Origin of the sequence: Orientia tsutsugamushi str. Boryong (genome assembly GCF_000063545.1) — a bacterium.
GTDB lineage: Bacteria > Pseudomonadota > Alphaproteobacteria > Rickettsiales > Rickettsiaceae > Orientia > Orientia tsutsugamushi_C.
The window spans coordinates 2,087,382-2,100,741 of record NC_009488.1; the positions used below are offsets into that span (position 1 = coordinate 2,087,382).

The window sequence follows — 13,360 nt, forward strand, 5'->3', positions numbered from 1 at the left end:
AATCAAATCACATTTAGCACAAGTTAGTTTTAATTGACTGATTAATAATAGCTTTTGCTGTTGAATGATTAAAAAAATCTTCTACTTTAACCCATTTATTTTGATCTAAGTCTTTGTAGTGTTCAAAAAAATGAAGAATACACTTCTTAAGATCAGTATCTAAATCAGTAATGTCATGAATACTATCATAGCTGCTATCAACCTTGCTATGAGGTACTGCTAAAATTTTTTCATCCTTACCAGATTCATCTGTCATAGTTAATCCTCCAACTGGTCTAACATTAATTACTGATCCTGCAAGTAATGGATATTTTGCAATAACTAGCACATCTAATGGGTCATTATCTCCTGCTAAAGTATGTGGTATAAATCCATAATTGCAAGGATATGACATTGCTACTTGTAAAAATCTATCTACTATTATTGCTCCAGAGTTTTTATCGATTTCATATTTTATGTACTGCTGATTCATTGGTATTTCAATTATAGCATTAACATCATTAGGTACGTTATTTCCAATTTTAATTTTCTCAATAAACACTGCAAATCTCCAATTTATTAATTATTTTTTCATCTATAGCTAGTTAGTATAATTATCATTTATATTAAATAAACTTGTTAAATTAGTCTGCATCATAATCATCATTATGCTGCTTTTCATATTTTTCATGGCGTTCCTGTGATTCAATACATAATGTTGCTATTGGACGAGCTTCAAGTCTTTTTAATCCTATTTTTTCTCCGCTTTCCTCACAATAACCATATTGTTTTAATTCAATTTTCTTTAATGCAGTTTCAATTTTATCAATTAACTTTTTATACCTACTTCTTGTTTTAAGTTCGAGAGCAGTATCTGCTTCTCTAGAAGCTTGATAGTTTAAATCAGGCTCTTTAAGAGGGCCGTCTTTTAGATGATCAATAGTTTCTAAAGATTCCTGAATTAATTCTTCTTTCCATTTTTCAAGCTTTTGCTTAAAATATTCAAGCTGGTTAGGGCTCATATACTCTTCTTCTTCAGAAGGTTTATATCCTTTAGGTAATATTATTTTACTCATAATGCACTATATTATTTTTTAATTAAATACTTATTAAGTTTTATTATTTTGTTCTCTAACTAATGGGTGTGATTTATTATACACTGAAGTTAAAAAATCAGAATTAATTTTTGTATATATTTGTGTTGATGATAAACTTTGATGACCTAATAATTCCTGTATAGAGCGTAAATCAGCGCCGTTATTAAGCAAGTGACTAGCAAAACAATGCCGAAAAGTATGGGGGGTTAATGATTCTGGTAAGTTTAATTGACGCCGTAATTTAATTAAATGTCGCCCAAAAACTGCTGGCTGCAGTTTTTTTCCTCTTTTGCCAACAAATAATGGAGAGTTCTCTGTTAGTGAATACGGTACAAGATTTACGTAATCTGATACTAGTTGCTTAGTAATATCAAGCCATGGGATTAGTCTTATTTTATTGCCTTTACCTTTAATTATCAATGATTCTGATTTTAAACTAACTTTAGTTACAGATAAAGCTTCAGAAATACGTAATCCTTGACCATATAATAAAAACAGCAAAGCTTTATCTCTTGCCCCTATCCATTTATCATTTGCTATATTATTAATTTCAGTAGTACAAGCTACTGTATCTTCAATATCAAGAGCTTTAGGCAAACGTTTAGCTAATTTAGGGCTTCTAACTGCACTAATAATCTTATTAACTAAATTATGTTGCTTAAATAAATATTTGTAAAAATTTCTAACGCTAGATAATGCTCTACTATTTGAACTAGAATTATATTGAAGGTTATATCTTTGGCTTAACCAACTCCTCATTAATCTTATGTCAACTGAACAAAGATGACTAGTCTTTAACTCACTTAAATTACAATAATCAACTATAAAATTAAGAAACTGCTGTAAGTCATTATTGTAAGAATTACATGTATTAATTGAATAATTTTTATAGTTTTTAAGATGGTTAAGCCACTCAGTTATAATTTTTTCAAGTTGAGAATTAAGTTGCATAATACAAATATTAATATAATTAAACTTATTTACCTATACAAAAGCTAGCAAAAATTTCTGCTAAAATATCATCTATTTTAATCTTTCCAGTAATATGCTCTAGATATCTAATTGCCATTCTTAAATCTTCAGCAGCAAGCACCAAATCATTTTCTAAATTTACTAACTGTAATAATTCTAATGCCTTATTTAAACTATTACGATATCTTTCTCTAGTAATTGCAGGAACATTTCCTGGATCTGCTATTTTTTCTGCATAGCTTACTATTTCTGACATTAATCTATCTAATCCAACCTGTTTTAGCAATGATACTGCAACTATTGGTTTGTCACATGGTAAAATGCTACTGTCATACTTATAATTTACTAGATCAATCTTATTAATTACTATGATTGTATAAACATCATTCAACAAGTGGGCAATAGTTTGATTAACGCTGTTTATATTTGTAGCATCAATCATTAAAATTCTGATATCAGAATTTTTAAATGCTACTAATGACCTCTTAATACCTTCTTGTTCTATTGGATCATCACTTTCTCTAATACCAGCAGTATCACGCACTATTATTGGATATCCTCCAATATCGAGATGAGCTTCAATAACATCTCTAGTAGTTCCGGGAATATCTGAAACAATAGCTGCTTCCCTCATAGTTAAATAATTTAATAAACTAGATTTTCCAGTATTAGTTTCACCAGTAATGGCTAATACTATGCCATGTCTAAGAACCTCACCTTTACGAGTGTCTCCTAAATGATTAGAAATTTCTCGAGTTAGATTATTAATAATTGATTTTGCTTCTCTTAATACTGACTGAGGTATTTCTTCATCTGGAAAATCAATATATCCTTCGATAAAACTTAATATTTTTATTAACATTCCACGCCAGTGGCTATATAATTTCTCAAGCTCACCTTCCATTTGCCTGATTGCTTGCTTATGCTGCATTAGTGTTTCTGATTCAATCAAATCAACTAACCCTTCCGCCATAGTTAGATCCATTTTACCATTTAAAAAAGCTCGCTTTGCAAATTCACCAGGTTCAGCCAATCTAATACCATCACATTCCAGTATGGATCTAGTTAACATTTTTGCGACAGCAACACTACCATGTGTATGTATTTCTACTACATCTTCTCCTGTAAAGCTTTGCTCACCTTTAAAATAAACTATTAATGCCTTGTCAATAACTTGCGATGTAGCGTAACAGCGAATAGTACGATAATAGACTTTCCTTGGTACTATATTAAATTTACCACATAATCTTTCAACAATCAATAATGACAAACTACCAGAAATCCTAAAAACAGCAACGCCTGCTTTGCCTTTAGCAGAGGACTGTGCAAATATAGTTTTACTAGTCATTTTTAGATATTACTTTATTCTTGCTGAAAGCTATAATATAACATAAACTATCGCTATTTTAAAAATTATATTTTATATATATGAATAATCAAGATTTAGATTTAACGCATTCTCCAACCTTTAGCTGTGATAGTACAGAATTACAAACTGAAGTTGTTAACGCAATCAAAAGCGAAGCTAAATATTCTAACGATAAGTTATTAGTTAAATTTATTAAAAGTTTCTATTCATATATTCCAATTGACTATATAGAAAATTATAATGCTAACTTTTTTAAAGATACTGCATTAAGTGCATATGAGTTTTTTCTGAAAAAACCTATAAATAAAAATTATCTAGTTACAATCTCTCAATCTACTCAATCAAGAGAATTTCCTCCTTTTATTGAATTTAAAATTATCAATATAGATGCAGCTTTTATTATTGATTCAATTAAATCTTTGTTAGATAGAATAGGTCTAGAGCCATTTTTCTTTATTCATCCTATAGTTATTGCTCAAAGAAGCAAAGATGGTAAATTAGTCGATGTCCATCCTGCTTTACAGAACAGAAAATCTAATCATATAACAAATAGTAATATTGAATCTTTAATAGTGTGTAAAATACACGGTACTTTTGATAAAAAATTGCTCGATAATATCAAAAACCAGCTTACTACAATCTTAGAACAAATTAATAAAACCTCTGCAGACTGGCAACCTATTTTGCATGAAATAGAAAAGATTATTATATCGCTATCTTGCTCTTCTGATCAGGAAGAAAAATCCATTATAGATTTTCTTCATTGGCTAAAATCTGATAATTTTACTTTTCTAAGTTGTATTAATTACAATATATCAAATAAAAAAAGTAAGCTTATTGCTGGACATAAAGCATTTTTTCATGAACAAGATGTAGAAAATATTGTTCATCTTGCTTGTAATCAGCATAACGATAAAAAGCTAATACTAATTGGCAAAATTAATAAGCCATCCACTGTTCATAAAAGCAGCTTCATTAATTATGTTCTTATAAAGCAACAAGACCAGATCGGAAATTTAAACTCAGCTATGGTCTTCTTAGGTCTTTACAGTGCTTCAACTAGACAGCAATCTGTACAAAATATTCCTATATTACGGGATAAGCTAAAAGATATACTTAGTTTTTCAAAGTTTAGTAGTAGCAGCTATAATGCTAAAAGATTTAATGCAATATTTGAATCTTTACCTAGAGAAATGCTATTTGAGGTTAGCTCAGAGAATCTTTATTGTGCATGCTTAAAAGTATTATCAGCAATGCATAACAATGCGTTAAGGCTTTGCCTTTTTCCAAATTGTCTTAATAATATTATTGATATCATAGTGTTTTTACCAAGCGCAAGGTTAACTCCTAACGTGCATGCAAATATTACTGGTCGCCTAATAAAAGCATTTAATACTAAAATTTTAAGCAGTGAATTAAATACAGTCCCACCAAATTTCTGTAGTATCTATATTAGCATGTCAGTCGATAATAATATACTTGCTAATTTGAATATTAAAGAGCTTGAAAGTGATCTTGAAAATTTATCAGCGCAGTGGATAGAGTCATTTAAGGCATCTTTGATTAAATCTTACGGATTATTTGAAGGATTAAAACTGTTTAAAGATAATGCATGTATATTTCCTAAAAATTATATTCAAAACTTTAATTCAACTGAAGCAGTCAGTGATTTACAATATGTTATTAAAGCTCAAAAAAGTGGTAAAAAAGCCTTCAACTTTATAGTGCATTCGCAACATATGTATAGCTTAAAAATATATAATCCTGGTAGCAAACTTCAACTATCTCAAATTTTTCCTTTAATTGAAAATTTAAATTTTAACATCTTAGACGAGCAAACTTTTAAAATTTCAACTGAGAATGGCAGGCCGCTAATTTCACAACTAGCATTAGATTCTAATAAACAAGAGCCAATAGCAATAGGTAATAGTTTAAACGTTCAGCAGGATTTGAATGCTCTGTATTCAATGAATAGCAATCAGTCTGATACATGGATATATAATTTCAATTTATCTCCCAAAATTGAATTAACTACTCTAAATTTAGAGCTAATGAAAAAGAATGTTGAAGCTATATTAGAAAAGATTACTACCGAAGTATTAGAATATGATGTTCTGTATAAACTAACTACATTAATTAACATCGATGTTTACCAAGTTAGGCTTTTACAAGCATTAGTACACTATCTTCAACAAATCAAATTTGCTTATAGTAAAGACTATGTTAAATCATTACTTATAAAACATTACCAATTTACTAATACACTTTTAAAATTATTTGATTATAGGTTTAATCCTAATACAGTTATAAAGCATGATATCGATAACATTGAGCAGGAATTTCTGAAACATTTAAATCTAATTGGAAGCAGCGCAGAAGATAAGGTACTAAGAACAATGTTGGCTCTAGTTAAGGCTATTTCCAGAACTAATTATTATCATCTTACTAAAAATGGCAAACGCAAAAATTATCTTTCTTTTAAAATTAAGTCACAATTAGTACCAGATTTACCTTTACCAATACCTTACGCTGAGATTTTTGTGTTCTCTAATGAATTTGAAGGTATTCATTTACGAGGAGGAAAAGTAGCAAGAGGAGGAATTAGGTGGTCAGACCGTGGAGAAGATTATAGAACTGAAGTTCTTGGATTAATGAAAGCTCAGATGACAAAAAATACTATCATTGTTCCTGTTGGATCTAAAGGCGGTTTTTTTGTAAAAGTCTCTCCAGAAAATACTACTAATGTATCCTCTTATCAAAAATTAGCTGTAGAATGCTACAAAAATTTTCTTAGAGGATTATTAGATATTACAGATAACACAGTAACAGAGAAAATATTATCTCCTGAAAACACTGTAATTCAAAATGAAGACTATGATGATCCATATTTAGTAGTAGCAGCAGATAAAGGGACTGCTTCTTTTTCTGACCATGCCAATAAAATTTCTCAAGAATATGATTTTTGGTTAAGAGACGCTTTTGCATCAGGAGGTTCTGATGGCTATGACCATAAAAAAATGGGAATTACAGCTAAAGGAGCCTGGATATCAGTACAGCACCATTTTAGACATTTAGGTATTAATGTACAAAATGATGCTATTACTGTTGTTGGTATTGGGGATATGTCTGGGGATGTATTTGGTAATGGGATGCTTAGATCGGACGCAATAAAACTAGTAGGAGCTTTTAATCACATGCATATTTTTGTTGATCCAAATCCAGATCCTAAGCAAAGTTATCAAGAACGGTTAAGATTATTTCAGCTTCCTCATTCGAAATGGTCTGATTATGATCCAAAAGTATTATCTAAAGGTGGTGGAGTATTTTTACGCTCTGCTAAAATCATTAAATTATCTTCAGAAGCTCAGAAGCTATTTAACCTTAGCAAGAATGAAGTTAAACCAGAAGAGTTGATTAAAGCATTACTAAAAGCAAAAGTTGATTTAATCTGGAATGGGGGAATAGGAACTTACATTAAAGCATCAGATGAAAGCATGTTCGATATTGGAGATAAGTCAAATGATGCATTACGCTGTAATGCAAAAGATATATCAGCGAAAGTAATAGCTGAAGGAGGAAATTTAGGAATATCACAACGTGGTCGTATTGAGTATGCAAGACAAGGCGGAAGAATTAATACTGACTTCATTGATAATTCAGCTGGAGTAGAATGTTCTGATCATGAAGTTAATATTAAGATAGCGTTAAATAACGCCATGACTAAAAATAAGCTTACTTTAAAAGAAAGAAATAAAATCTTAGAGCAAATGTCTCCAATGGTGGAAAAATTAGTTCTTGTTGATAATCATAAACAAAATCAAGCCATTACTATTACTGAAAAGTCTAAACTATTCACTATGGAAATGTTTACAAATACGATTAAAACTCTTGAGCAAGCTGGATTGCTAGATCGTACTGTCGAATTTTTACCATCAGATAATGAAATTGCTCAAAGATTACTTTCAAAAGAAAAAATGACAAGACCAGAGTTAGCAATTTTGTTATCCTACAGTAAAATGCATACATACGCAGAATTAATCAAAACTGATTTGGCTAGTGAACCATTTTTAAGTAAGTATTTACTTAACTATTTTCCTGAATTAATGCAAAAAAGATTTTATGATGAAATCTCCACACATCCACTAAGAAAAGAGATTATTTTAACTGTATTAAGTAACAAGGTCATTAATCAGATTAGCGGGCCAATTCTTAATATGATACAGAATGATACAAAAGCTACTCTTGATAATATAGTTAAAGCATATGTAATTACTAATGAAATTTTCTCTATAGATGAGTTATGGCAAAATATTGATGATCTTGGTACTCATATTAATAATGAAGTACAAGTTATAATTTTTAGCGAAATAAATAAACTAATTAGAAGGGGTATAAGTTGGTTTATACAAAATACTGCTGAATTAGATATTACTAAAACTATCAATATCTATAAAAAGCCTACTGTAGCATTGGCTAAGAAAATTTCTTCGTTATCATCTAGTATTACGGCAAAAGCTAAGGATAAATTTGATTATTATATTTCTCACAATATTCCTCAGAAGCTTGCTACTCATTTATCTAATATTGAATATCTAATCTCTGTTTTAGATATTATTTTAGTCTCTGTAAATAGCAACTCAGATTATAATAAAGTTGCTAAAGCCTACTTTGCTGTAGGAGAAGCTTTAAGTTTATATTGGTTAAGAAAATGTTGTGATCAGTTAATTAGCGATCATTATTGGAATAGACTAGCTATACGTTCTCTTAAAGAGGATTTATATAACAAACAACGTAGATTACTATCTTGTATAATTACAACAAAACAACAGTTAACATTTGATCGCTGGTGGCAAAAAAATAAAGCTAATGCTGTAGCTTATCTTGATCTTATCAATGAAATAGCGATGCATAAAACAACAGTAGATTTGCACATGATTGTTTTAGCTAATAAAAAATGCGAAACATTTTTAAATAAAGTTAGCTAGAATCTGTTGTCATAATGGTAGATAGTCGTAACCAAACGTATCAAATGTATACACTTAAAAAGTTTAAAATGACTAAGTTATTATAAGCTTTGCAGAGTTGAAAATTTTGGGCATAGTTATTAATCCTATATTTGCCAATCGTAAAAGTATTGGTTAAACAGCAAAATTTATCTAAATCACTTGCTATGTCTAACATTTTGGATGTCAAAATGACATATAATAGTCATTTGCAATGAGGTTTAAGTATAGAAAAAAGCAACAATGGTGCGTGTATATAAGATTATTTAAAGCTTGGGGACACACCAAGCAGTATTAATTAAGGAGTTAAAGCATGCTCAGTTTGTAGTAATGGATAATGCAGCATTTTATAAATCCAAAAAACCAAAGAGTTAATAACGCTAGATTAGGATAAGTTGAGTGAAGAGAAATAAGAGGAGATGAGATTAGAATTAAATTTAGAGATAGAAGAACTTATAAACGCCAGATTATGATAAGTGGAAATATGAAATGTAGAGAATAAAAGGTATACAAAGTGAGAATGTTGGTTATAAAAAAATTTAAATAAACAAGGAATAATCCAATATGAAAAAATGTATTATAACAGTATACTATTTAATAGACAATTTTTGCAAGATATATCAAGAGTGGAAAAGAAAGAGATTAATACCAAGTAGTAATCAAAGGAACAGAGATGGAAAGTTATCTTTAGCTGAGTTACTAACAATAATGATATATTTTTATGTATCTCCATGCAAGGATTGTAAAAATTATTATCTATATTACTTGAGTTATAAGTATAAAGGATACTTTTGCTTACCAAGCTATAGTAGAATAATACAACTGTGGCCTAGAATGTTGCTACCATTAGTCGTATTAATGCATTATCTGAAAGGAGAAGAGACTGGTATATATTAGACCTCTTTCGAAACTGGTTAAGGTAGTTCAAAATTATAAATGCAAGAGATCAAATTAAATCTAAGACCGAATCTTTTACGTCTATTTCGATATTTGTCAGCAATAATTTTGAACCGTTTTAGCATAGCAATAACGTTTTCATTGACAACTCTTTTTCCTGCTAACCTACGATTATTCTTTTTATCATTTTTAGTTAAAGGATTTTTCTTGCTTTTTTTCTTTGGTAATGCAGAATTATTGTGAATTTTTTGTATACCTTGATATCCTGTATCAGTAATCGCTTTAATCTTAGGATGGATAAGAATTTTGGATTCCTTAAATAATCTAAAGTTATGTTTTTTACCGTTAGAAAAATCTGTACATATTACTTGGTGTGTTTTCTTGTCTACCACTATTTGAGTCTTTAGTGTATGCCTTTTCTTCTTTCCTGAATAATAGAATTTTTGTTTTTTTTGGGTCTTTCTATTGGACTCTCAGTAGCATCAATCAAGACTACTTCATAATTCATATCGCTATTCATTAGAGCTTTACGACCTGGAAGAGCAAAGTTTGGGTGTTTAACTAAGGTGTCTTCTACCCATTTTACAGCCTTATATGCTGAACTTTCACTAATCCCATAGTTCTGACCTATATGAAAATAAGTACGGTATTCTCTAAGGTATTCTAAGGCCATCAATAACTGTTCCTCCAAATTGAGCTTATTTTTACGCCCTCCTTTTGATTTCTTAACACCATCAGCTTTCCTCAAAATATCCACCATCTTTGAGAATGTTCCCTTCCTTACTACTGTTAATCGACGAAATTTTTCATCCTTTAACTCTTTAATCTGATCTAATTTCATTATTACTTCAAATCAGATTTTTATAACACCATTTTACATCATTGTATAGTTTCGAAAGAAGTCTATTACATCGATTCCACAAAGTTAGCAATTTGTCATAATAAACGTACCTCCAGCAATAGAGTTTTTAACAAAATTTCTAAAATTGGTAAAAGTAGTTATGGCTGGTTCTTAACTCCAGATTAGGATAAGGAAAAATATGAAAAGCATAATGAAAAAGGTCTACAAGAGATAATGTACAATTATAATTATGTGATATATTAAATATAATTTTAATTAATAACGGTTTATTTATTGCTCATATTTCTACAAGAATTAGTTCATAATACTATATTTAATAACCTTAACATTGCCCATTGTAAGGTATTAAATCCCGTTCTATTAAACAGTAAAAAATAGCAGTATTAACATTGTAGTCAAAAACATTAGTTATCTTTTACGTATGCTAATTATAAACTCAGTAACATCTCATGCTAAGCATATCTGTGAGTTCTAGGTGTACTATGAAACCGCTATCACGCGTAAAGACAATAACTTTTCCTTTGTCTTTATGAATTTTTATCTTACTCTAAAATTCTAACTTACTTATTCATAGCCATTCAGCTCTTTTATATTGATATGCGTCACTATATTGTATCATATCTTCTTTAATTTATCAGTAGAGATTTTTGTTGGAGCTATGTTTATGTTTTTTAACTCTAATGCTTCATATAAAAACTGTATTCTTTTCTATCCTAAAACGTTTTGATACTTTTTCAAAACTAATTTTCTTTCTTTCATTTATATCTAGCTGTTTTTTCAGAAATTTATAGTACATGTCATCTAATTACTTTTTTATTACATCTTATTATTATAATTGTTTTATAGTAGTTTGGCTATATATTATTATTGTAATAGATCTGTAATCTAAATACTATAAATGATACAAGGTGTTTTGAAGTTCTGCTGAAAGCTTTTCTATTATCTCAAATTAACTTTCTCCATTCTTGTGGAATGATATTTCCAATAAAGCTATAAAAAATTGTTACAATAGTGGTAATATTATTTGTAATAATATTACCACTATTAGCTATAATTATTGGATACTATAGGTAGCATTTTTCATCTCCTGAAATATAGCTATAGTAGGTGGTTTAGAAAAAAATTTTATCCAAAAGATTGAAAATAATCATAAAATAACTCTTATGTAAAACCTATATACATTTTTATACTGATACTATCTGATGTATAAAACCAATTTTGCCTATAGACAAGGTTTAAGTATAAACTTGTTCAACAAAAAATTGAACTTAAAGAGTTGAGCCTTATGACACCAAAGTACCACGTACAGTTCTTATGTGACGTGGATAATGGAAATATTTTTTTTTTGTAAGACATTTAACTAATGTGAAAAAAGCTATTAAACTAGAAGATTTTTTATTTAATTAACTAGAGAGCTTATATAATAGATATGTTATGCTATTATAGAGTAAGTATTATAATCATAGTTAGATAAAATTCAAAGCTCTGCTATTATAGCAGTTGAAAAACTTAAAAAACAATGAAAACTATGCAAAAATAAATATTTTGGATGCTATAAAATAAGCATAAAATGTCTGTAAATTATTGCTTATTACTTACATCAAACTCTGGTTTGATTGATTTTTGCGGATTGTTAGTAGTTTGTGTGTTTGATATAATCTCGGCAAAGTCTATATAATCAATCATTAAAGGTAAAAATCCGCCTTTCTGAGTTGATTCAGAAATAATTTGTCGTACATAAGGGAAAATTATTTCTGGGCAGCGTACTGATAATATAAACTTTTTATCTTCCTCTGATATATTAGTTAGCTGAAATATTCCAGCATATACAACTTCGATATGAAATATTTTTTTATCATTACATGTGGCACTAACGTTAGTACTTAATTCTACTTCAAAATGATTGTCTTCTGATAATTTAGTAATATTTATATCTAACTTAGTATCAATTTTAGGTTTTTCAGTTATTTTAAATAATGAGTTTATTGGATCAGGATTTTCAAATGATAAGTCCTTAACATATTGTGCTTTTACAGCTATTTTAGGTTCTGATGTTGCTACCATATTAGTTATCTTTTTTAATAGATTAATTAACTTAATTTAAACTTATACTGTTGGAAGTGTTACTCCAATTTGCTTTGTATATCTTCCATATCTGTCGAGATACGAAGTATTACAAGGTTGATCTCCTTTAAAAAATAAAAATTGACATGCTCCTTCACCGGCATAAATTTTAGCTGGTAGTGGAGTAGTATTAGAGAATTCTAATGTGATATGACCTTCACATTCTGGTTCAAGAGGAGTAACATTGATAATAATGCCACAGCGTGCATATGTTGACTTTCCTATGCAAATTGCTATTACATCTCTTGGCATTTTAAAATACTCTATAGTTGTACCTAAAGCAAAGCTATTTGGAGGGATGATGCATATATCGCTTATCTTTGTAATTAGGCAATCTTGATCGAATTTTTTAGGATCGATAATTGATGGTTTTGTGTTAGTGAAAATTTTAAACTCATTGCTAACACGGGCGTCATAACCGTACGATGATAGTCCATACGAAAGAATTTGCTGATTATTGCGTGCTCTAACTTGCTTGTCAACAAATGGAGAGATCATATTTTTTGATTCAGCCATTTTTTTGATCCAATTGTCTGACATTATAGACATAAATTAAAATTAACCTTGTTTAAACTCAATAAAACTTAAATTATATTTGAGGAAGTAGTATACTTAAATTAAAAATTATACACAAGACATAAGTTTGCTTGCTAGTGGTAAGTGATAAATTTAATCACTTTTTGTGCTTAGATTGATTAGACAAAGTTGTAAACTTTAGATAGTATTGGGTATTATAAAAACTGCCGCAAAAGCATTGAAAGATCACTTTGATAAATCAAAAAATAAATTTAGGATCAAAATTGCAATAACATATGATACCTTGAGATTTATCAATTTTAAGTAGTTTAATTACAGTATATCCTTTTTGCTATTTATAGCAATTTTGCTGAAGTTTATGTATTATAGGTATTATTTACATGATTTCTGAGTATTATGGATGTTATTAAAATTATTGTTATTGATAATTTTTTGTTAAATATGTATAATACTTGCTATTCAATGCGTGAAGGTTAAGTTGATGGAGCATATCTTAAGTTGATGGAGCATATCTAATTAT

General features: G+C 29.0%; 8 protein-coding genes and 2 pseudogenes. 3 read left to right on the top strand and 7 right to left on the bottom strand.

Features of this window, described 5'->3' with window-relative positions:
* Positions 1-13: 13 nt before the first annotated feature.
* From ppa to mnmE, 4 genes are all read right to left on the bottom strand, one after another.
* Complete coding sequence (gene ppa, locus OTBS_RS09880; protein ID WP_011945166.1) at positions 14-541, bottom strand: inorganic diphosphatase; 528 nt, start codon at positions 539-541, stop codon at positions 14-16.
* An 82-nt stretch (positions 542-623) separates the two neighbouring features.
* Complete coding sequence (gene dksA / locus OTBS_RS09885) at positions 624-1,055, bottom strand: RNA polymerase-binding protein DksA (RefSeq protein WP_011945167.1); 432 nt, start codon at positions 1,053-1,055, stop codon at positions 624-626.
* A 33-nt stretch (positions 1,056-1,088) separates the two neighbouring features.
* Positions 1,089-2,027, bottom strand: coding sequence for a tyrosine recombinase XerC (locus OTBS_RS09890; protein WP_011945168.1), 939 nt, complete (start codon positions 2,025-2,027; stop codon positions 1,089-1,091).
* A gap of 25 nt (positions 2,028-2,052) precedes the next feature.
* Positions 2,053-3,396, bottom strand: coding sequence for a tRNA uridine-5-carboxymethylaminomethyl(34) synthesis GTPase MnmE (gene mnmE, locus OTBS_RS09895; protein WP_011945169.1), 1,344 nt, complete (start codon positions 3,394-3,396; stop codon positions 2,053-2,055).
* 80 nt (positions 3,397-3,476) lie between these two features.
* On the opposite strand from mnmE, the gene OTBS_RS09900 reads away from it, so the two are divergent.
* Positions 3,477-8,402, top strand: coding sequence for an NAD-glutamate dehydrogenase domain-containing protein (locus tag OTBS_RS09900; protein WP_011945170.1), 4,926 nt, complete (start codon positions 3,477-3,479; stop codon positions 8,400-8,402).
* Positions 8,403-8,984: 582 nt separating this feature from the next.
* A pseudogene (locus tag OTBS_RS18100) lies at positions 8,985-9,314 on the top strand (IS982 family transposase); the annotation flags it as partial.
* 20 nt (positions 9,315-9,334) lie between these two features.
* Here OTBS_RS18100 and OTBS_RS13540 read toward each other — a convergent pair.
* Positions 9,335-10,158, bottom strand: a protein-coding gene (locus OTBS_RS13540; protein ID WP_157866471.1) for an IS5 family transposase whose coding sequence is annotated in 2 segments (ribosomal slippage) — positions 9,335-9,771 and positions 9,771-10,158 — 825 coding nt in all. Because the reading frame shifts where the segments join, the coding sequence is not laid out codon by codon here.
* A 60-nt stretch (positions 10,159-10,218) separates the two neighbouring features.
* On the opposite strand from OTBS_RS13540, the pseudogene OTBS_RS13545 reads away from it, so the two are divergent.
* Positions 10,219-10,332, top strand: a pseudogene (locus OTBS_RS13545) (transposase); the annotation flags it as partial.
* Between the two features lie 1,428 nt (positions 10,333-11,760).
* On the opposite strand, the gene secB reads toward OTBS_RS13545, so the two are convergent.
* Positions 11,761-12,243 (bottom strand): protein-export chaperone SecB, encoded by a 483-nt coding sequence (gene secB, locus OTBS_RS09920; protein WP_011945171.1) that lies wholly within the window; start codon positions 12,241-12,243, stop codon positions 11,761-11,763.
* A gap of 42 nt (positions 12,244-12,285) precedes the next feature.
* On the bottom strand, positions 12,286-12,852 hold the full coding sequence (gene dcd / locus OTBS_RS09925; protein WP_011945172.1) for a dCTP deaminase: 567 nt from the start codon (positions 12,850-12,852) through the stop codon (positions 12,286-12,288).
* Between the last annotated feature and the right edge of the window lie 508 nt (positions 12,853-13,360).

Bases quoted from the DNA above. Each gene is read 5' to 3' on its own strand.
- OTBS_RS09900 (WP_011945170.1), top strand. From the start codon at position 3,477: ATGAATAATCAAGATTTAGATTTAACGCATTCTCCAACCTTTAGCTGT.
- dcd (WP_011945172.1), bottom strand. From the start codon at position 12,852: ATGTCTATAATGTCAGACAATTGGATCAAAAAAATGGCTGAATCAAAA.
- dksA (WP_011945167.1), bottom strand. From the start codon at position 1,055: ATGAGTAAAATAATATTACCTAAAGGATATAAACCTTCTGAAGAAGAA.
- mnmE (WP_011945169.1), bottom strand. From the start codon at position 3,396: ATGACTAGTAAAACTATATTTGCACAGTCCTCTGCTAAAGGCAAAGCA.
- OTBS_RS09890 (WP_011945168.1), bottom strand. From the start codon at position 2,027: ATGCAACTTAATTCTCAACTTGAAAAAATTATAACTGAGTGGCTTAAC.
- secB (WP_011945171.1), bottom strand. From the start codon at position 12,243: ATGGTAGCAACATCAGAACCTAAAATAGCTGTAAAAGCACAATATGTT.